Origin of the sequence: Streptomyces sp. YGL11-2 (assembly GCF_050054615.1) — a bacterium.
In the GTDB taxonomy this organism is placed as follows: Bacteria; Actinomycetota; Actinomycetes; order Streptomycetales; family Streptomycetaceae; genus Streptomyces.
In genome coordinates this window covers 48,971-71,817 of record NZ_JBNHIN010000025.1, presented here as the reverse complement: position 1 = coordinate 71,817, position 22,847 = coordinate 48,971, and the positions used below count along the sequence as shown (strand labels likewise).

Here is a 22,847-nt window from a genome sequence, read left to right as displayed (position 1 = left end):
CTCTAGGAGCACACGATGGCCGACGTGGCCTTCGTCATCGTCACCATCGCGGTCTTCGCGGTAGTGGCCCTCGTCGCCAAGGGGGTGACGAAGCTGTGACCATCGAGAACATCGTCGGCCTGATCGTTGCCGTCGCCCTCCTCGGTTACCTCGTCCTCGCCCTCGTCTTCCCGGAGAGGTTCTGAGGTGTCGACTGCTGCCACCGCAACGGCCTCCATGAGTCCCGTTCTCGCAGGCGTGCTCCAGCTCATAGCGCTCGTCGCGGCGCTCGCCCTGGCGTACCGCCCCCTCGGCGACTACATGGCCGCCGTCTACTCCTCGCCCAAGCACCTGCGGATAGAGAAGTTCATCTACCGCTGTATCGGCGCCAACGCCGACACCGAGATGCGCTGGCCCGCCTACCTCCGCGGCGTCCTGGCCTTCTCCGTGGCAGGGGTGCTCTTCCTTTACCTGCTGCAGCGACTCCAGGGCAGCCTCCCGCTGTCCCTCGGCTTCGCGTCCATCAGCCCGGACCAGGCGTTCAACACCGCGGCATCATTCGTCTCCAACACCAACTGGCAGTCCTACAGCGGCGAACAGGCCATGGGCCACGTCGTGCAGACCGCCGGCCTCGCGGTGCAGAACTTCGTCTCCGCCGCCACCGGCATGGCCGTCGCCATCGCCCTCGTCCGCGGCTTCGTCCGGTCCCGCACCGGCGACATCGGGAACTTCTGGGCGGACCTGGTGCGCACCACCATCCGCATCCTCATCCCGATCTCCATCATCGGCGCGGTCGTCCTCGTCGCCTGCGGCGCCATCCAGAACTTCTCCGGCATCCACGGTGTCGGCCAGTTCCTGGGCGGCTCCCAGCAGACCAACGGCGGCGCGGTGGCGTCCCAGGAGGTCATCAAGGAACTGGGCACCAACGGAGGCGGCTACTTCAACGCCAACTCCGCCCACCCCTTCGAGAACCCCAACGCCTTCACCAACCTCTTCGAGATCTTCCTGATCCTGGTCATCCCGTTCGCGCTGACCCGGACCTTCGGCAAGCTCGTCGGGAACGTGAAGCAGGGCTACGCGATCCTTGCCACGATGGTCGTCATCTGGCTCAGCTTCACCGCGCTCATGATGTGGAGCGAGTTCGCGCACGGCGGCGCGGCCCTGCAGGCCGCGGGCGGCGCCATGGAAGGCAAGGAGACCCGCTTCGGCGTCGGCAGCTCCGCGATCTTCTCGGTGGCCACCACCCTCACGTCAACCGGCGCCGTCGACTCCGCGCACTCCTCGTTCACCGCATTCGGTGGCGGCGTCCAACTGCTCAGCATGATGCTCGGCGAGATCGCACCCGGTGGAGTGGGCTCCGGCCTCTACGGCATCCTCGTCATGGCCATCATCGCGGTGTTCATCGCCGGCCTCATGGTGGGCCGCACGCCCGAGTACCTGGGTAAGAAGATCAGCACCCGCGAGATCAAGCTCGCCGCCTGCTACATCCTCATCACGCCCACTCTGGCGCTCTGCTTCGCCGCCGTCTCGATGGTGCTGCCCGACGCACTGGGCTCGATGCTCAACACCAAGGCGACGGGCGCCGGTCCGCACGGATTCTCCGAAGTGCTCTACGCCTTCACCTCCGGCGCCAACAACAACGGCTCCGCGTTTGCCGGGCTGAACGCCAACACCACCTGGTTCAACACCACGATCGGTCTGGCGATGCTGCTCGGCCGCTTCCTCCCGATGGTGTTCGTGCTCGCACTCGCCGGCTCGCTCGCCGAGCAGAAGCCGATTCCGGAGACCGCGGGCACCCTCCGTACCGAGAAGCCGCTCTTCGCCGGGCTGCTCGTCGGCACGATCCTGATCATCACCGGTCTGACCTACTTCCCGGCGCTGGCCCTCGGGCCGCTGGCGGAGGGCCTGTCATGACCGCCCCCGTGAAACCGGAGGAGTCCGGCCCCATGTCCACCGCCACTCCGACTCGCGCCCCGCAACAGGACGTCCCCAGCGGGCAGCAGCCCGGCGACGGCCGCGTGGGCGGCGGTCTCTTCGACCCCAAGCAACTCGTCAAGTCCCTGCCCGACGCGATACGCAAGCTCGACCCGCGGGTGATGATCAAGTCCCCCGTGATGTTCGTCGTCGAGGTCGGGTCCGTCCTCACCACGATCTTCGCCTTCAAGACCCCGACGGCATGGTTCGGCTGGGCGATCGCCGCCTGGCTGTGGCTGACCGTCATCTTCGCCAACCTCGCCGAAGCGGTCGCCGAGGGCCGCGGCAAGGCGCAGGCCGACACCCTGCGCAAGGCCAAGACCGACACCGTGGCGCGCCGGCTCAACGGCACGGACGAGGAACAGGTCCCCGGTACCGAACTGCGCATCGGCGACCTGGTCGTCTGCGAGGCCGGCGACATCATCCCCGGTGACGGCGACGTGGTCGAAGGCGTCGCCTCCGTCGACGAGTCCGCCATCACCGGCGAATCCGCCCCGGTCATCCGCGAGTCCGGCGGTGACCGCTCCGCGGTGACCGGCGGTACGAAGGTGCTCTCCGACCGCATCGTCATCAAGATCACGACGAAGCCCGGCGAGACCTTCATCGACCGGATGATCAACCTCGTCGAGGGTGCCGCACGGCAGAAGACGCCCAACGAGATCGCGCTGAACATCCTTCTCGCGTCGCTCACCATCGTCTTCCTGCTGGCGGTCGTCACCCTCCAGCCGTTCGCGATCTACTCGGGCGCCGAACAGAGCATGATCGTGCTGCTCGCCCTCCTGGTCTGTCTGATCCCGACGACCATCGGCGCGCTCCTGTCGGCCATCGGCATCGCCGGCATGGACCGCCTCGTCCAGCGCAACGTCCTGGCCATGTCGGGACGTGCCGTCGAAGCGGCGGGCGATGTATCGACATTGCTGCTCGACAAGACCGGCACCATCACCTACGGCAACCGCCAGGCCGCCGAGTTCGTCCCCGTACAGGGCGTCACCGAAGCCGAACTCGCCGAGGCCGCCCAGCTGTCCTCCCTGGCCGACGAGACCCCTGAGGGCCGTTCCATCGTCGTCCTCGCCATGGACAAGTACGAGCTGCCCGAACGCCACCAGGAAGACCTGGCCGGCGCCGAATGGGTGCCGTTCACCGCCCAGACCCGCATGTCGGGTGTGGACGTCGACGGCAACAAGGTCCGCAAGGGCGCCACCGGTTCGGTCATCGCCTGGGTCCTCGATCGCGGCGGTGACGTCGCCGACGACGCCCAGCGGCTGACCGAGGAGATCTCCCAGGCCGGTGGCACCCCGCTGCTGGTCGCCCTGGAGGACGAGCGCGGTCCCCGCGTCCTCGGCGTCATCCACCTCAAGGACGTCGTCAAGGAGGGCATGCGCGAACGCTTCGACGAGCTGCGCAAGATGGGCATCAAGACCGTCATGATCACGGGTGACAACCCGCTGACGGCCAAGGCCATCGCCGAAGAGGCCGGCGTCGACGACTTCCTCGCCGAGGCCACGCCCGAGGACAAGATGGCGCTCATCAAGCGCGAGCAGGCCGGCGGCAAGCTCGTCGCCATGACCGGTGACGGCACGAACGACGCGCCCGCGCTGGCCCAGGCGGACGTCGGCGTCGCCATGAACACCGGTACCTCGGCCGCCAAGGAGGCCGGGAACATGGTGGACCTGGACTCCAACCCGACGAAGCTCATCGAGATCGTCGAGATCGGCAAGCAGCTCCTCATCACCCGGGGTGCGTTGACGACCTTCTCGATCGCCAACGACGTCGCGAAGTACTTCGCGATCATCCCGGCGATGTTCGCGGTGGCCTACCCGGGCCTGGACACCCTCAACATCATGCGGCTGCACAGCTCCCAGTCCGCGATCCTGTCCGCGATCATCTTCAACGCGCTGATCATCATCGCGCTGGTGCCGCTGGCCCTCAAGGGCGTGCAGTACCGGCCGGTCAGCGCCGACAAGATGCTCCGGCGGAACCTCGCGGTTTACGGACTCGGCGGCCTCATCGCGCCGTTCATCGGCATCAAGATCATCGACCTGCTCATCTCTCTCATCCCCGGAATCGGGTGACCGCCGTGAACAACTCCGTACGCAACACAGCCCGGTTGCTGACAGCGGGGCTGCGCGCCCTGCTCGTGCTGACCGTGGTCTGCGGGGTGATCTACCCCCTGGTGGTCACCGGAGTGGCGCAGGCGGCCTTCCGCGGCAAGGCCAACGGATCCGAACTGACCTCGCACGGCAAGGTCGTCGGCTCCTCCCTGCTCGGCCAGCGCTACGACAAGGGGAAGGACAAGGCCGGGAACCCGATCCCGGACCTGCACTGGTTCCAGCCCCGCCCGTCGGCCGGACTGGGCAGCAACCGGACGGCGAAGCCCCCGGTCAACCCCCAGTACGACCTCCAGGTCTCCGGCGGCTCCAACCTGAGTGCCTCCAACACCGACCTGCTCAAGTCGGTGAAGGACGCCAAGCAGTGGGTCGCCACCACGTACGGCGTACCGGAGTCGCAGGTTCCGGCGGACGCGGTGACGTCCTCCGGCTCCGGTCTGGACCCGGACATCTCGCCGGAGTACGCGCAACTCCAGGTCAACCGCGTCGCCAAGGAGAACAACCTCCCCGCGGACAAGGTGGAGCAGCTGGTCAAGGACCACACCCAGGGCCGCCAGCTGGGATTCATGGGCGACCCCCGGGTGAACGTGCTGGAGCTGAACGTGGCACTGCGCGACCTGGTGCAGAAGCAGGGCTGAGCGGCGCCTTCAAGAGGTGATCGTCGCGGGCGGATGCACTGAGCAGCCGCCCGCGACGATCGGTCGGACTGGGCCGCGGCTTCGGCAGGGGGATGCGGGTGCGCGGTCCTGACGGGCCGCGGGCCGGCTGATCCGTGGACATGCGGGAATACGGATCGGCGGTCTGCGGACCGGATGACGGGTGGCCCCGAGGACGATGATCCTCGGGGCCACCCGCTTTTGTGCGGTGGGGTGTTGGCGTGGCAGGGGGAGGCGGGGCGGGGGAGACCGGGAGAGGCGCCGTTGTGCGCGGCGTACGGGTGCCGCGTTCCGCCGCTTGCCAGCCGGTGAAACGAACCGGCCCACGGGACAGGGCGGTTGCCCCGTCCCGTGGTGATGTCCCGTCCCGGCGCCGGGTCTTGACGGCATGGGGGCTTGCCCCTACGTTCGCGAGCCATCGCAGGTGTTCATGTCAACGCCTGCTGTTCACATACGAGAACAGCTCCCGTCCGCTCCCGTCCATCGAGCCTCTCGACCGGAAGGCACACCCCCCATGCGCGGAAAGCTCACCCTCGCCGTCGGAACCCTCCTCGGCACCCTGACGGCGGGCCTGCTCCTGGGCGCCCCGACGTCCGCGGCACCCGCCACCTTCACCCACCCCGGTGTCCTCCTCGGCACCCGCCAGCTCGACTTCATCCGCACCAAGGTCAACTCGGGCGCCCAGCCCTGGAAGAGCGCCTACGACGCCATGATGGCGAGCCCCTACGCCTCGCTCTCCCGTACACCCAAACCCCGCGCCACCGTCGAATGCGGCCCCTACTCCCACCCCAACCACGGCTGCACCGACGAACGCGAGGACGCCCTCGCCGCCTACACCCTCTCCCTGGCCTGGTACGTCACCCGCGACGCCAGGTATGCCGACAAGGCGATCCAGGTCATGGACGCCTGGTCGGGCACCCTCAAGGACCACACCAACAGCAACGCACCACTGCAGTCCGGCTGGGCCGCCTCCACCTGGCCACGCGCCGCCGAGATCATCCGCTCCACCTACAAGGGCTGGCCCAAGGACCGCATCGACCGCTTCGCCGCCATGCTGCGCACCGTGTACCTCCCCAAGGTCATCAACGGCTCCCACAACAACGGCAACTGGGAACTGACGATGATGGAGGCGGCCGTCGGGATATCCGTCTTCACCGAGGACAAGAGCTCCTACGACAAGGCCATGGCCACCTACCGCGCCCGGGTCCCCGCGTACATCTACCTGAAGTCCGACGGCGCCCTGCCCAAGACGACACCGGGCAGCGGCCTCGACACCCGCGCCAAGATCATCAAGTACTGGCAGGGCCAGTCCACCTTCGTCAACGGCCTCACCCAGGAAACCTGCCGCGATTTCACCCACACCGGATACGGCCTGTCGGCCATCTCGCACATCGCCGAGACCAGTCGCCTCCAGGGCCAGGACCGCTACCCGGAGGTCGCCGACCGGCTGCGCCAGGCCCTCGACTTCCAGGCCGCATACGAGCTGGGTACCACTCCGCCGTCCTGGCTGTGCGGCGGCAGCGTCAAGCGCGGCCTGGGTCCAGTCACCGAAGTGGGTTACAACGCGCTGCACAACCGCATGGGTTACGCGATGCCCGCCACACGGAAACTGACGGAGAAGCAGCGGCCGGCCGGCTCCGACAATCTCTTTGTCGCCTGGGAGACATTGACGAACGCGGACAACAACAACTGAGGGGACCGGGGCGGGCGTTCGGGGTGGGGGCATGCGGCAGGCGGCCCGGGGGCGGGGGAACCTCCCTACCAGGGGCCCCGAAGCGCCGTCGCCTTCCCGGCGCCCGGCCGCCGTCCCGCGAGTTACCAGACGTCGCCCTCGCGCCAGTCGCAGGTGAGGTCGGCGTCGAGGTCGAGAGGAGCGGACGCCGGCAGAACGTAGAGCCACCCGTCCTCGTCCGGCGTGCGTCGGATGCCGTCCGGGGTGAAGGCCCAGGAGCGGCCCCGCCACAGCTGCCAGCCGCGTGCGGCGTAGAAGGCGGTGGCCTCGTCGGAAGCGCCGAGGGCGCCGAGGTCGTAGGCGTTGCGGATCACTCGTTCCAGGGCGCCCATCATGGCCGCGCCATGGCCCCTGCCGCGTCGGTCCGCGCGCACGCCGACCCCCTCCACATAGCCGCAACGGAGCGCGCGTCCGTTGTGCAGCAGTCGGCGCTGCACGACGGAGGCGTGCCCGATCAGTTCGCTGCCTTCGTGGACCAGGGCGTGCAGTCCGCCGAGTGAGTGCTCCCAGTCCTCGGACGTCATGTCGTCGAAGACGTCGTAGAGGAGGGCGCGGGCCGCCTTGAGGGTGGCGGTGTCCACGTCGGAGGTGTGGGCGAGGCGTACGTCAGCCGTGTGGGATCTGGATGTCGGGGCGGGCGTGGGCGTCATGGACGGCATCGTCGCAGTCGGCCGGTTGGCGGGGCGACGGCTTTTCGGCGCTGTTCGACTGTCAGCAATGCGTCAGAGAAGGCGAGTTGATCTGGTGGTCGGGCGGAGTTGGGGCTGTGATGGGGGAATGACCGGGCGTTCCGTGCCACCGGGGCCGGCCGCCTCACGGCGGTGCGTGGTGTGCGCTTGCCCGGTCCGGTCGCCCCACCGGGTGCCGTCGCGGGCGCCGCGTACCTCTTCGCGCGGCGCCCGCCCCTTGTCGCCGCCGCCTTCCCGGGTCGGTCGGTGACGTGCATACAAGGCCCACCCTCCTCTCCTGTCAGGGGGACCATGTCCTGTCAGGAGGACCGTGGCGCCCCTGCGAACCGTGGCGCCCCTGCCCGCTCTGCGATGTGCCGCTCTGGGACATGCCGCTCTGAAGATGCCGCGTGTCGGCCCGTCCGGCTGCACCGGCGGATGCGGGAAGCGGCGTCCGGGCCCGAGGGGGCAGCCGGTGCGACGAAGGCGAGGGCCACATGGCGGCAGGTCGGCCAGAGCGGCCAGATCGCAGCGCAGCTGGCTCCGGCGTGGACCGTGGGCGAGCAGGCACCCGACACCGGCGTGGCGGGAAGTTCGGGGTGGCTCGTAGCCCCGTCGTCCCGTTGTCCGGCTAGCCGTAATGGGGACCTTGGCGCACGGTGCGTCGAAGGGCCCGGTACGAGCCGGAGCGGACGGCCCGACAAGGCTCACCCCAGAAGGACCCGCAATGCCCCATGTAGACAGGACCCGCACCGCGCAGTGCGACGCGAGCCCCAAGCCCTCCCGCCCCCGGCGCCTCACCAGCTCGGAGCCCCCGCCCGCTCCTCCACCACCCCCGTATCAGAGTCGCGTCAAGACCGGGCGTGAAGCCGCTACCTGCACCTTTTGTCCCGTTGTCCGGTCGGTAGGGTCGGAGTAGGCCCAGCCCGGTGGGGGCGGGCTGCACGTAAGACAATGGGGCCATGGCACGCGGCAAGCTACGGATATATCTCGGCGCGGCACCGGGCGTCGGCAAGACGTACTCGATGCTGTCCGAGGCGCACCGGCGTATGGAGCGCGGAACGGACGTCGTCGTGGCGTTCGTCGAGCACCACGGCCGGCCCCGCACCGAGGTCATGCTCCACGGGCTGGAGCAGATCCAGCGCCGGGAGCTGGAGTACCGGGGCACGGCGTTCACCGAAATGGACGTGGACGCGGTCCTGGAACGCAAGCCAGCCGTGGCACTGGTCGACGAGCTGGCGCACACCAACGTCCCCGGGTCGCGCAACAGCAAGCGCTGGCAGGACGTCGAGGAGCTGCTGGAAGCCGGGATCACGGTGATCTCGACGGTGAACATCCAGCATCTGGAGTCGCTCGGGGATGTCGTCGAGTCGATAACGGGTGTCCGCCAGCGGGAGACGGTGCCGGACGAGATCGTCCGGCGGGCCGACCAGATCGAGTTGGTCGACATGTCGCCTCAGGCCATCCGGCGGCGGATGGCGCACGGCAACATCTACAAGTCGGACAAGGTCGACGCCGCGCTGTCCAACTACTTCCGGCCGGGCAACCTCACGGCGCTGCGCGAGCTGGCGCTGCTGTGGGTCGCGGACCGGGTCGACGAATACCTGCAGGAGTACCGGGCGGAGCACTCGATCCGCTCGACCTGGCAGGCGCGCGAGCGGATCGCGGTGGGGCTGACGGGCGGTCCGGAGGGGCGTACGCTTATCCGTCGCGCCGCGCGGATGGCCGCCAAGGGCTCGGGCAGCGAGGTGCTCGCCGTCTACATCGCCCGCAGTGACGGGCTGACGTCGGCCTCGCCCAAGGAGCTCGCCGTCCAGCGCAAGCTGGTGGAGGATCTTGGCGGGACGTTTCACCATGTCATCGGCGACGACATACCGAGCGCCCTGCTGGAGTTCGCGCGCGGGGTGAACGCGACCCAGATCGTGCTGGGGTCGAGCCGCCGCAAGGCGTGGCAGTACATCTTCGGACCGGGTGTCGGGGCGACCGTCGCCCGCGATTCCGGGCCCGATCTCGATGTGCACATCGTCACCCACGAAGAGGTCGCCAAGGGCCGCGGGCTGCCGGTACCGCGCGGTGCCCGGCTGGGGCGGGCGCGGATCATCGCCGGATGGCTGGTCGGCGTGGGCGGCCCGGTGCTGCTGTCGCTGCTGCTCACCGAGATCTCCAACGGTCCGGGGCTGGCCAACGACGTCCTGCTGTTCCTCTTCCTGACCGTCGTCGCCGCGCTGCTGGGCGGGCAGCTGCCGGCGCTGGCGTCGGCGGCCGTGGGCTCGCTGCTGCTGAACTTCTACTTCACCCCGCCCGTCCACACCCTGACGATCAACGACCCGAAGAACATCGTCGCCATCGCGATCTTCTTCGCCGTGGCGGTGTCCGTGGCGTCGGTGGTCGATCTCGCCGCCCGGCGCACCCATCAGGCCGCGCGGTTGCGTGCCGAGTCGGAGATCCTGTCGTTCCTGGCGGGCAGTGTGCTGCGCGGTGAGACCACGCTGAACGCCCTGCTGGAGCGCGTCCGGGAGACGTTCGGGATGGACACGGTCTCGCTGCTGGAGCGCAGCAGCGATGTCGACCCGTGGACGTGTGCGGGTCGCGCGGGCGGCAACGACACCACGCCGCCGCTGCTGCGGCCCGAGGACGCGGATGTCGACATGCCGGTGGGCGACCACATGGCGATGGCGCTGACCGGCCGGGTGCTGCCCGCCGAGGACCGCCGGGTGCTGGCCGCGTTCGCCGCGCAGGCCGCCGTCGTACTGGACCGGCAGCGGCTGGTCGGCGAGGCCGAGCGAGCCCGGGAGCTTGCCGAGGGCAACCGGATCCGGACGGCGCTGCTGGCCGCGGTCAGCCACGATCTGCGCACGCCGCTGGCCGGCATCAAGGCGTCGGTCACCTCGCTGCGCTCCGACGACGTCGCCTGGTCCGACGAGGACGAGGCGGAGCTCCTGGCCGGCATCGAGGCGGGCGCCGACCGGCTGGACCATCTGGTGGGCAACCTCCTGGACATGTCCCGCCTCCAGACCGGCACGGTCACCCCGCTGATCCGCGAGATCGACCTCGACGAGGTGGTCCCGATGGCCCTCGGCGGCGTACCGGAGGGCAGCGTCAGCCTCGACATCCCCGAGGAGCTGCCGATGGTCGCGGTCGACCCGGGCCTGCTGGAGCGCTCGGTCGCCAACCTCGTCGAGAACGCTGTCAAGTACAGCCCGGACGGCGAGGTGGTGCTGGTTTCGGCCAGTGCGCTCGGCGACCGGGTGGAGCTGCGGATAGCGGACCGGGGGCCGGGCGTCCCGGACAGTGCCAAGGACCGCATCTTCGAGCCGTTCCAGCGGTACGGTGACGCCCCGCGCGGCGCCGGAGTGGGCCTGGGCCTGGCCGTGGCGCGCGGTTTCGCGGAGGCGATCGGCGGCACGCTGGCCGCGGAGGACACTCCCGGGGGCGGGATGACCATGGTCCTCACCCTCCGGGCCGCTCCGGGCGGCCCGCCGGTCCGGCCCGATCTCCCGGCGCAGGCGACGACATGAGCCCAGCGGGCCATGGCAGAAGCCCCGGGCGCGGCATACCGTCGCGTCCGCACGACGGTGTGCATCCGCTCCGCGACACGCGTCCGGGCCTCACCACCGGCCGGACCGTACCGGCCACACTCACCACATGCCCGGCGGGCCCCGCCCGCCGGCGACCGACACCACGAGGAGAACGCCAGTGAACCGGGTGCTTGTGGTCGATGACGAGCCGCAGATCGTCCGCGCCCTCGTGATCAACCTGAAGGCGCGCAAGTACGAGGTCGACGCAGCCCCCGACGGGGCCACCGCCCTCAAACTCGCCGCCGCCCGACACCCCGATGTCATCGTCCTCGACCTCGGTCTGCCCGATATGGACGGCGTCGAGGTCATCAAGGGGCTGCGCGGCTGGACGCGGGTGCCGATCCTGGTGCTCTCCGCCCGGCAGACGTCCGACGAGAAGGTCGAGGCGCTGGACGCGGGCGCGGACGACTACGTGACCAAGCCGTTCGGCATGGACGAGCTGCTGGCGCGGCTGCGGGCGGCGGTGCGCCGGGCCGAGCCGACCGGGCCGGCCGACGACGAGGTGATCGTGGAGACCGAGGGCTTCACCGTCGATCTCGCGGCCAAGAAGGTCAACCGCGGCGGCCGGGACATCCGGCTGACCCCCACCGAGTGGCATCTGCTGGAGGTCCTGGTGCGCAACCAGGGTCGCCTGGTCAGCCAGAAGCAGCTGCTCCAGGAGGTGTGGGGGCCGTCGTACGGCACGGAGACCAACTATCTGCGGGTCTACATGGCCCAGCTCCGCCGCAAGCTGGAGGGCGATCCGTCGCACCCCCGGCACTTCATCACGGAGCCCGGGATGGGGTACCGGTTCGAGCAGTGAGGGGCCGCGCCGCCGGGGGGCGGCAGCGCGGAACCCGGGGCGGGGCGCCGGTTCGGGGGGCGTGCCGGGCCGAGGGTGCCGGATCGCGCGGTGCGGGGCGGTCGGGCGGCCCCCGGTACGCTGGGGTTATGAGTGCTGGGATCCGACCAGAGAAGCCGGCCGGCCGCTTCCGCCGGATGCTCGACAGGCTGTCGTCCTCCGAGGAAGAGCTCCAGTCCGCCGAGCTGCAGGAGGACACACAGGCGACGGGGTGTACCCGTATTTCCGACTGCGACGACCGCCAGATAGTGAAGGTCACCGGCACCCTGCGGCATGTGACGCTGCGGCCCCGTGCCGGTGTGCCCGCGCTGGAGGCGGAGCTGTTCGACGGCTCCGCCGCCCTCGACGTGGTGTGGCTCGGCCGCCGTTCCATCGTCGGGATAGAGCCGGGCCGTAAGCTCATCGCCTCGGGCCGCGTCTCCCTGAGCCACGGACGCCGGGTCCTCTTCAACCCCAAGTACGAACTGCGACCGCTCGGACAGGAGTAGCCGGTGACGTCGTACGACCGACCGCCCACTGACCCTGACGCTTCCCCCGGCCACCAGGCGCCCGCCCCGGCCGGCCTCTCCGCCCCGCCGGGGGCCGGCGCGGGCCCGGACGCCGGCCGGGAGGTGACCGAGGCGGCGCTGTTCGAGGCGTTCGGCGGTGTGCGGGGCATGGTGGAAACCGTTCTCCCCGGCCTGCTGTTCGTCGCGATCTTCACGGTCAACAAGGACCTGCACATCTCGGCGATCGCCGCGCTGGCCGTGTCGCTGGTGCTGTGCGCGGTCCGCCTGATCCGCCGGGACACCGTCAAGCACGCCTTCAGCGGCGTCTTCGGGGTGGCCTTCGGCGTGGTCTTCGCGATGATGACCGGCAACGCCAAGGACTTCTACCTGCCGGGCATGCTCTACACCCTCGGCCTGGCCCTCGCCTACATCGTCACCACGCTCGCGGGCGTCCCGCTGATCGGGCTGATCCTGGGCCCGGTGTTCAAGGAGAACCTCTCCTGGCGCACCCGCAACCCGGGCCGCAAGACGGCGTATGCGAAGGCCAGCTGGGCGTGGGGGCTGATCCTGCTCGCCAAGTGCCTGATCCTCTTCCCGCTCTACTGGTGGGCGGACACCACGCAGCTCGGCTGGGTGCTGGTGGCCCTGAAGATCCCGCCGTTCCTGCTCGCGTTGTATCTGACCTGGGTGTTCCTGGTGAAGGCGCCGGCGCCGATCGACGTCTTCGCCGAGATGGAGGCGCAGGAGAAGGCGGAGGAGGCCGAACGGGACCGGCAGCGCGGCCTGCTGGCCACGGCTCCCGACGCGGCCGCCGCGGACCGGCGGGGCGGCGGGCCGCGCCACCGCCGCTGACGGGTCGGCCGCACCGCGTCGCACAACGCCGGGGCCCGGGAACCAACGTGGTTCCCGGGCCCCGGCGTTCGTCTGTCGGTCAGCTGTCGTCGCGCCGCACCGACAGCAGGTCCTCCAGCTGCTCCTCGCGCGACTGGGCCGCCACGAACAGCAGCTCGTCGCCCGCCTCCAGCGCGTCCTCCTTGTTGGGCGTGAGCACCCGCGTACCGCGGATGATCGTCACCAGGGAGGTGTCCTCGGGCCAGTCCACATCGCCGACCCGGGTGCCGGCCAGTGCCGCCTCCGGGGGCAGCGTCAGCTCGACGAGGTTGGCGTCGCCGTGGCTGAAGCGCAGCAGCCGTACGAGATCGCCGACGCTGACCGCCTCCTCGACCAGGGCCGACATCAGCCGCGGAGTGGAGACCGCGACGTCGACGCCCCAGGCTTCGTTGAACAGCCACTCGTTCTTCGGGTTGTTGACCCGGGCGACCACCCGCGGCACGCCGTACTCGGTCTTGGCGAGCAGCGAGACGACGAGGTTCACCTTGTCGTCGCCGGTCGCCGCGATGACGACGTTGCAGCGCTGCAGCGCTGCCTCGTCGAGCGAGGTGATCTCGCAGGCGTCGGCGAGCAGCCACTCCGCCAGCGGCACCCGCTCGACGGAGATGGCCGTCGGCGCCTTGTCGATGAGCAGGATCTCGTGGCCGTTCTCCAGCAGTTCACCGGCGATGGAGCGGCCGACCGCGCCGGCACCCGCAATGGCGACCCTCATGCGTGCGCCTCCTCAGGCCCCTGGGCGAATGCCGCCTCGACCTTCTCGACCTCGTCGCTGCGCATCATCACGTGCACCAGATCGCCTTCCTGCAGCACCGTCTGCGAGGTCGGCAGCATCGCTTCACCCAATCGGGTGAGGAAGGCGACGCGGACACCGGTCTCGTCCTGGAGCTTGCTGATCTTGTGGCCGACCCAGGAGGTGGCGGTGTGCACCTCGGCGAGCTGGACGCCGCCGCTGGGGTCGCGCCACAGCGGCTCGGCGCCCGAGGGCAGCAGCCGGCGCAGCATCTGGTCCGCGGTCCAGCGGACGGTGGCGACGGTGGGGATGCCGAGGCGCTGGTAGACCTCGGCGCGGCGCGGGTCGTAGATCCGGGCCGCGACGTTCTCGACGCCGAACATCTCGCGGGCCACCCGGGCCGCGATGATGTTGGAGTTGTCACCGCTGGAGACGGCCGCGAAGGCACCCGCCTCCTCGATGCCGGCCTCCCTCAGGGTGTCCTGGTCGAAGCCGACACCGGTCACCCGGCGACCGCCGAAGGCGGAGCCGAGGCGACGGAACGCGGTCGGGTCCTGGTCGATCACGGCGATCGTGTGCCCCTGGCTTTCCAGGGTCTGTGCGAGCGCCGAGCCGACCCGCCCGCACCCCATGATGACGATGTGCATGCTGATTACCCCGTGCCTTGGACTAGCGCGCTGACCTGCACAAACACCCTGCTCACTACTTTCTTCTCCGAGTACCGGCGACACGAAGCCACTGCTCGCCACAGCGGCCCGGTGCGTCGCACGGCAGCGTCGGCGGCACCGTGGCCCGGTACAACCGTAGCCGCAATGCCGCGTCCCGTAGGGGGCGCGGTGGCCACCGGTTTCGATGCGGGCGCGCCGCGCGCAGCCGCCGGATCGCGCGCCCGGCTGCGCGCCGCCGCGCCCGTAGGGCGCGCGACGAGGTGTGCCCCACCTGCCACAGCAGCCCCAACTGGGCTCTCCCACACCGCACATGGTGGTCTGCGGCGATGACGCGCTCGCGCACCGGCTCGCCGCCGAACTCCGGGACGTCTACCGCGAACGGGTGACGCTCGTCGTCCCGTCCGCCCGGGAGCCGCTCCGCCACCGTGTTCCGCCGCCGGCCCGCGGCCTCGGCCGGGCCACCGCACTGCTGGGCTGAGCCACCGCACTGCTGGGCCGGGTCTCGGCGGCGGTGGCCCGCACCGGGCCGGGCGCCGCGGCCGCCGCATCCGTACCGCCGCCCGCGGCGCCCCGCACCGACGCGGAGCCGCCGCCCGAGCCGATACGGATCCTGGAGGCGGCCCAGGCCGACGACGCGGTGCTGGCCGAGGCGGGCATTGCGGAGGCCGGCGCGCTGGCGCTGGTCCAGGACGACGACGAGCTCAACATCCACGCCGCCCTGCGCACCCGCCGCCTCAACCCCCGGCTGCGGCTGGTCATCCGGCTCTACCACCGCAAACTCGGCCAGCATCTGGAGGAGTTGCTCGACCAGGCGGCGGCGGTCGCCGCCAGCCGCGGCGCGGGCGGCGAGGAACCGCCCCGGGCCGACGGCTCCACGACCGTGCTGGCCGTCGACACCTCCACGCCCGACAACCCGGAGCCGGACACGGCGGCCGGTGCGCCCCAGCCGGGTGCGGAGCGTGCGCCGGCGCTCCTGGCGCAAGAGTTGGGCGACGGATATGTGCTGCGCCCCCAGGACCGGGTGCTGTTGGCCGCGACCCGGGAGGGGTTGGGCGATCTGCTGTCCCGGCACCCGCGGACGGCCGGCGCCGCGGGGGAGTAGAGCAACCCCGTGACCCGTGACCCGTGACCCGCGGGCCGGCCGGGGCGACTTCCCCGCAACGACGGTGGCCTCATGCATGCAAGACGTAGAAGTCGTGGGGATGTTTCGCATTCCTTGCGTAGCCCGGCAAGGCTGTGCAGCGAAACCCACTCGTGCCCCTTTACCTGATCCGGTGACGGGTGGGCGAGAACCTTGACGAACCCTTAGCATTCTTCGGGTGTCCAAACTGACCGACGTGCCCAAACGGATCTTGATCGGGCGCGCACTGCGCAGCGACCGGCTGGCGGAGACCCTTCTCCCCAAGCGCATCGCACTCCCCGTCTTCGCCTCCGACCCGCTCTCCTCCGTCGCCTACGCGCCGGGCGAGGTGCTGCTCGTCCTGTCCGTCGCCGGAGTGTCCGCGTACAGCTTCAGCCCCTGGATCGCCGTCGCGGTCGTGGTGCTGATGTTCACTGTCGTCGCGTCGTACCGGCAGAACGTGCACGCCTACCCGAGCGGCGGCGGCGACTACGAGGTCGCCACCACCAACCTCGGTCCCAAGGCCGGCCTGACCGTCGCCAGCGCGCTCCTGGTCGACTACGTCCTGACCGTCGCGGTCTCCATCGCCTCCGGCGTGGAGAACCTCGGCTCCGCCGTCCCCTTCGTCGTCGAGCACAAGACCCTCAGCGCGATCGTGATCATCGTGCTGCTGACGCTGATGAACCTCCGCGGCGTCAGGGAGTCCGGCAAGCTCTTCGCCATCCCCACCTACGTCTTCGTCGCCGGCGTCTTCATCATGATCGCCTGGGGCGCGGTCCGCGGCCTGGTACTGGGCGACACCATGCGTGCCCCCACCGCCGGCTACACCATCCACCCCGAACAGGGCGGCCTGGCCGGCTTCGCGCTGATCTTCCTGCTGCTGCGCGCCTTCTCCTCCGGCTGCGCCGCGCTCACCGGCGTCGAGGCGATCTCCAACGGCGTGCCCGCCTTCCGCAAGCCGAAGTCCAAGAACGCCGCGACCACCCTCGCCCTCATGGGCGGGCTGGCCGTCACCATGTTCTGCGGCATCATCGCGCTGGCCATGACCACCCACGTCAGGATGGCCGAGAACCCCGCCACCGACCTGCTCCGCAACGGCAGGCCGGTCGGCTCCGGTTACACCCAGAACCCGGTCATCTCGCAGGTGGCCGAGGCGGTCTTCGGCAAGGGCAGCTTCCTCTTCGTCGTCCTTGCCGCGGCCACCGCACTGGTCCTCTTCCTGGCCGCCAACACCGCCTACAACGGCTTCCCGCTGCTCGGCTCGATCCTCGCCCAGGACCGCTACCTGCCCCGCCAGCTGCACACCCGCGGCGACCGGCTGGCCTTCTCCAACGGCATCGTCCTGCTCGCCGGCGCCGCCACCGTCCTGGTCTACCTCTACGGCGCGGACTCCACCCGCCTCATCCAGCTCTACATCGTCGGCGTCTTCGTCTCCTTCACCCTCAGCCAGACCGGCATGGTCCGTCACTGGAACCGCCATCTGCTGGCCGAGAGGGACCCGGCCAACCGCCGCCGTATGTACCGCTCCCGCGCCATCAACGCCTTCGGTACCTTCTTCACCGGCCTGGTCCTGGTCGTCGTCCTGCTCACCAAGTTCACCCACGGCGCCTGGGTGGCCCTCCTCGGCATGGTCGTCTTCTTCGTCACCATGACCGCCATCCGCCGCCACTACGACCGGGTCGCCGGCGAGATCGCCGCCGAGGTCGCCCCGGACGACGACGCCGTACGCCCCTCCCGGGTGCACTCCCTCGTCCTCGTCTCCAAGGTGCACAAGCCCACCCTGCGCGCCCTGAACTACGCCAAGCTGATGCGCTCCGACACCCTCGAAGCGGTCAGCGTCGACGTCGACCAGGCCGACACCCGGGCGCTGCGCGACGAGTGGGAGCGGCGCGGCATAGAGGTCCCCCTCAAGGTCCTCGCCTCCCCCTACCGTGAGATCACCCGGCCGATCATCGACTACGTGAAGTCGCTGCGCCTTGAGAGCCCGCGCGACGCCGTGTCCGTCTACATCCCCGAGTACGTCGTCGGCCACTGGTACGAGCACCTGCTCCACAACCAGTCCGCGCTGCGCCTCAAGGGACGCCTCCTCTTCACTCCCGGCGTCATGGTCACCTCCGTGCCCTGGCAGCTGGACTCCTCCGAAGCGGCCAAGAAGCGCGCCCGCAAGCGCGCGGAATGGAACGCCCCGGGTGCGGTGCGCCGCGGCCCGGTCGCCCAGCCGAAGAAGGAGAAGCCCGAGAAGCCCGAGAAGCGGGAACGGGCCGCGGCCAAGAAGTAGCCGCGGGCGCGCGGCACCGCCCGACGCTGCCGCGCGCCACGGCCCCCTTCACCGGAGCCGGGCACCCCGCGAGGGGACGTAGAATTGACGGCTGGCCTCCGCCCGGAGGCCGGCCGTACCGCCTCCCGCACCCACCCCAGGAGCTCGTCCGCCATGCAGCCGGAACCCAAGAAGTCGCTGGTCGGCGAGGAGTACGAGGTCGAGGTCGGCCCGGTCGCCCACGGCGGTCACTGCATCGCCCGCACCGAAGCAGGCCAGGTCCTCTTCGTACGGCACGCGCTGCCCGGTGAGCGCGTCCTCGCCCGCGTCACCGACGGCGAGGAGGGCGCCCGCTTCCTGCGCACCGACGCCGTCGAGATCCTCACCCCCTCCAAGGACCGCGTCGAGGCGCCCTGCCCGTTCTCCGGTCCCGGGCGGTGCGGCGGCTGCGACTGGCAGCACCCCGCGCCCGGTGCCCAGCGCCGCCTGAAGGCATCGGTGATCACCGAGCAGCTGGCGCGGCTGGCCGGACTCACCCCGGAGGAGAGCGGGTGGGACGGCACCGTCGAGCCCGCACCCGGGGACAAGGTCGCCAAGGGTGAGGTCCCGGCCTGGCGCACCCGCGTCCAGTACGCGGTCGACGCCGAAGGTCGCCCCGGGCTCCGCAAGCACCGCTCGCACGACATCGAGCCGGTCACCCACTGCATGATCGCCGCCCCCGGTGTCTCCGAACTCGGCATCGAGCAGCGCAGCTGGCCGCAGATCGCCACCGTCGAGGCCATCGCCGCCACCGGCTCCCACGACCGCCAGGTCATCCTCACCCCCCGCCCCGGCGGACGCCTGCCCATCGTCGAACTCGACAAGCCGGTCTCCGTCCTCCGGATCGACGAGAAGGACGGCGGCGTCCACCGCGTCCACGGCCGCCCCTTCGTCCGCGAACGCGCCGCCGGCCGCACCTGGCGCGTCGGCAACGGCGGCTTCTGGCAGGTCCACCCGAAGGCCGCCGACCTCCTCGTCGAGGCCGTCATGCAGGGCCTGATGCCCAAGAAGGGCGACATGGCCCTCGACCTCTACTGCGGCGTCGGCCTCTTCGCCGGCGCCCTCGCCGAACGCGTCGGCGACAAGGGCGCGGTCCTCGGCATCGAATCCGGCAAGCGCGCCGTCGAGGACGCCCGCCACAACCTCCAGGACCTCGACCGGGTACGCATCGAACACGGCAAGGTCGACCAGATCCTCCCCCGCACCGGCATCACCGACGTCGACCTCATCGTCCTCGACCCGCCCCGCGCCGGCGCCGGCAAGAAGACCGTCCAGCACCTCGCCTCCCTCACCCCCCGCCGCATCGCCTACGTGGCCTGCGACCCGGCCGCCCTCGCCCGCGACCTCAACTACTTCCGCGAGGCGGGCTATTCACCGCGACGGATGCGCGCGTTCGATCTCTTTCCGATGACGCATCATGTGGAGTGCGTGGCGATTTTGGAGAAGACCGCGAAGGGCGCCTGAACTGCCGGCCGGTTCCGGGATTCACCCTCGAAGGCCACCGCCCCCTCCACGGTGGAGGGCATGAGGTCGCCAAGGTGATGGGGATGCCCCGCCACGACGGGGGACCTTGCCGGTATGGCCGGGCAGCGGCGCTGCTCTGGCTGGTCGTGACGCCCGTGTGGCTGCGCCGGGCGTCCGCAGGCCCGCTCAGCGCGGTCACACCTCGCAACTGACCTGCGGCCCCCCCTCTTTCCTGCCTCTCACGTCGGGAAAGAGGGGTAGCCGCCGTGCTTCTCTCTTCCCCCGGGATCCGGTCACGTCTCCGATGTCCAGGTGCCCAGGGACATTTCGGCGGTGATGCCGGGGCCGAAGCCCGCCATCAGGCCGCGCTGGCCGTCGATGGCCGACGCCTCGTCGAACATCCGCGCAAGGGCGTCGAGTACCACCGCGCTGGCGATGTTGCCGTACTCGGTGAGCGTCGCCCGGCTGAAACGGAATGCCTCGGGAGGCACGCCGAGGAAGTGGCTCAGGTCGTCGAGAATGCGCGGGCCGCCCGCGTGGACGATATAGAAGTCCAGGTTGCCCGCGTCCCATTGGTGCTCCTCCGCGAGTGCACGCAGGGCGGGCGCGAGCGGTTCCATCGTTCCCGGAACTCGCTTGTCCAGCCGGAAATGGAATCCGGTGGAGCGCACCGCGTAGGAAATCCAGTCCGCGGTGTCCGGAATGAGGTACGAGCTGTTGCGTTCCAGACGGACGCCGGTGCCGCCGGTGCCCCGCATCACGGCCGCCGCGACCGCGTCGCCGAACAGACCGTTGGACAGCAGTGATCCGACACCCACATCCGTGGGCTGGTAGCACAGTGAGCAGAACTCACACGCGATGAGCAGCACGTTTGCGTCCGGATAGGCCCGGCAGAAGTCGTGTGCCCGGTTGATCGCGGCACCCCCTGCGGCACAGCCGAGTTGGGCGATCGGAATCTGTCGGGTGTCCGACCGGAAACCCATCGTGTTGATGAGCCACGCCGTCAGTGCCGGCATCATGAACCCGGTGCACGACACATAGATGATGAGGTCGATGTCCTGCGGTTCCAGCTCCGCGTTGTCGAGCGCCCGCCGTGCCACGTCCGGGACGCGCGCCTTGGACTCCTCTTCGTAGATGGCACTTCGGGCGTCGAATCCCGGGTGCTCCAGCACTTTGTCGATCGGCTGGATCAAATGCCGTCTGACCACGCCAGTGTGCTCGATCAGCCGGAGCACCAGATTGAGCTGCGAATGATCGCTGTGCAGCTGACGCGCCAGTTCGAGGGTGTCTTCCCTGGTGATGATGTACTCAGGGACCGCGATCGCCGGTTTACACAGAACCGCCATGGGATGCACTCCTTGCAGATGTGGTCCGCCAGTGCAGTTTCTGCTCTGAATTCGCGTCACCGTTTCCGTTCGTCGGCCGACGGAACTCGCAGCGGTGATGTGCTCGCATTTCGCGGGACATATCATCACGGTCGTTCCGGCGGCCTGACGTCCAAGACCCTGGGCGGGACGCGAGCGGACCATCCGTCGAAGAAAGAACTCTCCCCTACAGGTGGGTCATCTTTACGAGTAACCGTACGCCAGGGGAGTAGGTTCCGCATGCTGCTGTTGGCGCCGGCACCGTGGCCGTTTCCTCTACCACATGACCGGCAACGCCAGTGGATAGCGCCAGATCGAGGTCTTGTTCCAGCGTACTTCCTCGGCCGGCTTGGCAAGCCTCAGCTCCGGAAAACGCTTCAGGAGCGTGCTGAGTGCGACCTGGAGTTCCGTGAGCGCGAGCGGGGCGCCCAGGCAGTGATGCGCACCCCAGCCGAAGGTCATATGGGACGAGCCTTCCCGTTCCATATCCAGCTCGTCGGCGCGGTCGAATTTGCGACTGTCCCGGTTCGCCGTCAGATACGAGACATGCACGATGTCCCCGGCCCGGATCGTCACCCCGCTCAGTTCCACGTCCTCAAGGGCGACGCGAGGAATACCAACTCCCTTGCGGAACGGGATGAACCGCAGCATTTCCTCGATCGCCTGCGGAAGCGCCTCCGGCCGCTCGCGCAGCATGGCGAGCTCTCGGGGACGGGTGAGCAGCGTGTACGAAAGGTTGCCGATTTCGTACGTGGTGGTGTCCTGACCGGTGATGAGCAGCACCATGGCCATCACGGTCAGTTCCTTCTCGTCGAGGACCTCGCCCTCGTGACGAGCCGTGGCCAACGCGCTGATCAGGTCGTCTCCCGGCTCCCGTCGCCGCAGAGCCGTCAACTCCTCGAAATACTTGCGCATTTCGGCCTTGGCGTGGATGGCGTTTTCCTTGTTGTCGAGGCTGACGTTCATCATCGTCCGGGCGTGGGCACGCAGTTGCGCGCTGTCGCCGTCGGGGATGTCGAGCACCTCGCAGATCGTCGTCAGCGGCAGCGGCGACGCCAGATCCTCCATCAGGTCACCCGGAGAACCCTTCTCGATCATCCGGTCCAGCAGTTCGTCCACGACCCGCTGCGTCCCCTCTCGCATACGCTCCACCTGACGCGGGGCGAACGCCTTGGAGACCAGGCTCCGCAACCGGCTGCTGGCCGGCGGGTCCATCACATTGATGGCCTCGGCCTGGACGATCGGTTCCGGCGTCATGCGGGGGAAGTCCCGGCCGATGATGGCGTGACGACTGAACCGCCGGTCCGTCGTCACCGTGCGCACGTCCTCATACCGCGTGACGAGCCATGCTTCGCCCTCGCCGTACGGCAGCCGAATGCGGGCGACCGGTTCCTCGGTCAGCAGGCGCTTGAGCGTCGGATCGAACTCAAGGGCCTCGGCGTAGTCGAATGGGCAGTCCCAGACGGTGGAGCCGGATTCTGATGCCATTCTGAACTCCCGGAGTGAGGTGTGAGGGTTGGCTTTTCTCGATGCGGCGGGTGCACCGTCGAGGACGTACCTGCCCTCGGCAATCGGCACATGCTCTCCGTGCGTCGCATGTGCGCGCTTTTCGGCCGCGAGGGCGCCAATTCATCCCGGATAGCGTAGCCATCGAGAAGCGGCACCGCCTTCGCTGCCGAATTCGCGGGTACGGGGTCCGGTACGTGGCGCCCGTAATTCCCCTGTGTATTACGGGACGGGGTACCCGGCCGAATTATTAGACCGATTGGGTGATGGGTGAGCGGCGGATGTGGGACGGGGCTGCGGAGCGACCGCGCCTGCGGGCGGTGCCGTGGGGCGCGGGCCGCAGGTCCGCGCGGCGGACTCCTTCTGCTCCGGAAGGGCAGTGGCGAGGAGATCGCCAAGACAAGGCCCCCTGGAGACATAGCCAAGAACGCTACAGTCATGCCGGACGGCTAGCCGGCCAGCCGGTTGATCGATCGGCCGGTCGATTGATGGCTTGATTGATCGTTGGTCTGCTGGCTCCAGTGGAGCGGGGGAGTGCACGATGAGTGACCGAGGGCTCGCGGGCCGGGCGGCTTCTGGGGCAGCCGTTCACCATCGGTGACCTGACACCGTGAAGAACCGGATCGCCATGGCGCCGGTGACGCGGCGTGAGTAATGTCGGGTTGTTCATGGCTGCCACGGACGCTGTGGGGGCGTCGGAGGGCTCCGGAAGGGACGCGGACCGAGTGTCCTCAGGGCGGGCCGCTCGCCCTGTACGCCTCCGGTTCCGCAGGCGGCTGGGCGG

The 22,847-nt window shown here is 69.6% G+C and carries 18 protein-coding genes; 13 read left to right on the top strand and 5 right to left on the bottom strand.

Annotated features, from left to right (window positions below; genetic code table 11):
• The first annotated feature begins 95 nt into the window (after positions 1–95).
• From kdpF to ACO1BR_RS26125, 5 genes are all read left to right on the top strand, one after another.
• Positions 96–185, top strand: coding sequence for a K(+)-transporting ATPase subunit F (kdpF, locus tag ACO1BR_RS26145; protein ID WP_016575741.1), 90 nt, complete (start codon positions 96–98; stop codon positions 183–185).
• A gap of 31 nt (positions 186–216) precedes the next feature.
• Positions 217–1,893 (top strand): potassium-transporting ATPase subunit KdpA, encoded by a 1,677-nt coding sequence (gene kdpA / locus ACO1BR_RS26140; RefSeq protein ID WP_426797548.1) that lies wholly within the window; start codon positions 217–219, stop codon positions 1,891–1,893.
• Positions 1,894–1,925: 32 nt separating this feature from the next.
• Positions 1,926–4,025: a potassium-transporting ATPase subunit KdpB gene (kdpB, locus tag ACO1BR_RS26135; protein ID WP_426797547.1), complete on the top strand. Its 2,100-nt coding sequence runs from the start codon at positions 1,926–1,928 to the stop codon at positions 4,023–4,025.
• A gap of 5 nt (positions 4,026–4,030) precedes the next feature.
• The gene (gene kdpC, locus ACO1BR_RS26130) at positions 4,031–4,699 is read left to right on the top strand and encodes a potassium-transporting ATPase subunit KdpC (protein WP_426797546.1); all 669 of its coding nucleotides are present in this window, start codon (positions 4,031–4,033) and stop codon (positions 4,697–4,699) included.
• 532 nt (positions 4,700–5,231) lie between these two features.
• Positions 5,232–6,410: an alginate lyase family protein gene (locus ACO1BR_RS26125; RefSeq protein WP_426797545.1), complete on the top strand. Its 1,179-nt coding sequence runs from the start codon at positions 5,232–5,234 to the stop codon at positions 6,408–6,410.
• Between the two features lie 122 nt (positions 6,411–6,532).
• On the opposite strand, the gene ACO1BR_RS26120 is transcribed toward ACO1BR_RS26125, so the two are convergent.
• Positions 6,533–7,099, bottom strand: coding sequence for a GNAT family N-acetyltransferase (locus tag ACO1BR_RS26120; RefSeq protein WP_426797544.1), 567 nt, complete (start codon positions 7,097–7,099; stop codon positions 6,533–6,535).
• Positions 7,100–8,079: 980 nt separating this feature from the next.
• On the opposite strand from ACO1BR_RS26120, the gene ACO1BR_RS26115 reads away from it, so the two are divergent.
• The 4 genes from ACO1BR_RS26115 to ACO1BR_RS26100 all read left to right on the top strand — a co-directional run bounded on the left by ACO1BR_RS26115 (position 8,080) and on the right by ACO1BR_RS26100 (position 12,876).
• Complete coding sequence (locus ACO1BR_RS26115) at positions 8,080–10,635, top strand: DUF4118 domain-containing protein (RefSeq protein WP_426797543.1); 2,556 nt, start codon at positions 8,080–8,082, stop codon at positions 10,633–10,635.
• A 178-nt stretch (positions 10,636–10,813) separates the two neighbouring features.
• Entirely contained in the window at positions 10,814–11,497 is a 684-nt protein-coding gene (locus tag ACO1BR_RS26110; protein WP_159507637.1) for a response regulator, read from the top strand.
• Positions 11,498–11,625: 128 nt separating this feature from the next.
• Positions 11,626–12,024 carry an OB-fold nucleic acid binding domain-containing protein gene (locus ACO1BR_RS26105; protein WP_426797542.1) on the top strand — a complete coding sequence of 133 codons (399 nt, stop codon included), beginning with the start codon at positions 11,626–11,628 and terminating at the stop codon, positions 12,022–12,024.
• 3 nt (positions 12,025–12,027) lie between these two features.
• Positions 12,028–12,876 carry a DUF3159 domain-containing protein gene (locus ACO1BR_RS26100; RefSeq protein ID WP_426797541.1) on the top strand — a complete coding sequence of 283 codons (849 nt, stop codon included), beginning with the start codon at positions 12,028–12,030 and terminating at the stop codon, positions 12,874–12,876.
• Positions 12,877–12,955: 79 nt separating this feature from the next.
• Here the strand turns inward: ACO1BR_RS26100 and ACO1BR_RS26095 are convergent, their stop codons facing one another.
• Together ACO1BR_RS26095 and ACO1BR_RS26090 are read right to left on the bottom strand one after the other, a co-directional pair.
• A complete protein-coding gene (locus ACO1BR_RS26095) occupies positions 12,956–13,627 on the bottom strand; it encodes a potassium channel family protein (protein WP_043266576.1) in 672 nt (223 codons plus the stop codon).
• Positions 13,624–14,292, bottom strand: coding sequence for a potassium channel family protein (locus ACO1BR_RS26090; protein WP_159507634.1), 669 nt, complete (start codon positions 14,290–14,292; stop codon positions 13,624–13,626). Before ACO1BR_RS26090 ends, ACO1BR_RS26095 begins: the two co-directional genes overlap by 4 nt.
• A gap of 283 nt (positions 14,293–14,575) precedes the next feature.
• Here ACO1BR_RS26090 and ACO1BR_RS26085 point away from each other — a divergent pair, with 283 nt between their 5' ends.
• From ACO1BR_RS26085 to ACO1BR_RS26070, 4 genes are all read left to right on the top strand, one after another.
• Positions 14,576–14,791, top strand: coding sequence for a hypothetical protein (locus ACO1BR_RS26085; RefSeq protein ID WP_426797540.1), 216 nt, complete (start codon positions 14,576–14,578; stop codon positions 14,789–14,791).
• 33 nt (positions 14,792–14,824) lie between these two features.
• Positions 14,825–15,415, top strand: a complete 591-nt coding sequence (locus ACO1BR_RS26080) for an NAD-binding protein (protein ID WP_426797539.1) — start codon at positions 14,825–14,827, stop codon at positions 15,413–15,415.
• 217 nt (positions 15,416–15,632) lie between these two features.
• Positions 15,633–17,711: an APC family permease gene (locus tag ACO1BR_RS26075; RefSeq protein ID WP_426797538.1), complete on the top strand. Its 2,079-nt coding sequence runs from the start codon at positions 15,633–15,635 to the stop codon at positions 17,709–17,711.
• 153 nt (positions 17,712–17,864) lie between these two features.
• Entirely contained in the window at positions 17,865–19,193 is a 1,329-nt protein-coding gene (locus ACO1BR_RS26070; RefSeq protein WP_426797537.1) for a class I SAM-dependent RNA methyltransferase, read from the top strand.
• Positions 19,194–19,486: 293 nt separating this feature from the next.
• On the opposite strand, the gene ACO1BR_RS26065 is transcribed toward ACO1BR_RS26070, so the two are convergent.
• Positions 19,487–20,539, bottom strand: a complete 1,053-nt coding sequence (locus tag ACO1BR_RS26065; RefSeq protein WP_426797579.1) for a type III polyketide synthase — start codon at positions 20,537–20,539, stop codon at positions 19,487–19,489.
• A gap of 294 nt (positions 20,540–20,833) precedes the next feature.
• Positions 20,834–22,045, bottom strand: a complete 1,212-nt coding sequence (locus ACO1BR_RS26060; RefSeq protein ID WP_426797536.1) for a cytochrome P450 — start codon at positions 22,043–22,045, stop codon at positions 20,834–20,836.
• Positions 22,046–22,847: the final 802 nt, after the last annotated feature.

Excerpts from the sequence above, each read along its gene's own strand:
- ACO1BR_RS26070 (WP_426797537.1), top strand. The coding sequence starts at position 17,865 with ATGCAGCCGGAACCCAAGAAGTCGCTGGTCGGCGAGGAGTACGAGGTC.
- ACO1BR_RS26060 (WP_426797536.1), bottom strand. The coding sequence starts at position 22,045 with ATGGCATCAGAATCCGGCTCCACCGTCTGGGACTGCCCATTCGACTAC.
- ACO1BR_RS26095 (WP_043266576.1), bottom strand. The coding sequence starts at position 13,627 with ATGAGGGTCGCCATTGCGGGTGCCGGCGCGGTCGGCCGCTCCATCGCC.
- ACO1BR_RS26125 (WP_426797545.1), top strand. The coding sequence starts at position 5,232 with ATGCGCGGAAAGCTCACCCTCGCCGTCGGAACCCTCCTCGGCACCCTG.
- ACO1BR_RS26120 (WP_426797544.1), bottom strand. The coding sequence starts at position 7,099 with ATGACGCCCACGCCCGCCCCGACATCCAGATCCCACACGGCTGACGTA.
- kdpA (WP_426797548.1), top strand. The coding sequence starts at position 217 with ATGAGTCCCGTTCTCGCAGGCGTGCTCCAGCTCATAGCGCTCGTCGCG.
- ACO1BR_RS26065 (WP_426797579.1), bottom strand. The coding sequence starts at position 20,539 with ATGGCGGTTCTGTGTAAACCGGCGATCGCGGTCCCTGAGTACATCATC.
- ACO1BR_RS26105 (WP_426797542.1), top strand. The coding sequence starts at position 11,626 with ATGAGTGCTGGGATCCGACCAGAGAAGCCGGCCGGCCGCTTCCGCCGG.
- ACO1BR_RS26090 (WP_159507634.1), bottom strand. The coding sequence starts at position 14,292 with ATGCACATCGTCATCATGGGGTGCGGGCGGGTCGGCTCGGCGCTCGCA.
- kdpB (WP_426797547.1), top strand. The coding sequence starts at position 1,926 with ATGTCCACCGCCACTCCGACTCGCGCCCCGCAACAGGACGTCCCCAGC.
- ACO1BR_RS26115 (WP_426797543.1), top strand. The coding sequence starts at position 8,080 with ATGGCACGCGGCAAGCTACGGATATATCTCGGCGCGGCACCGGGCGTC.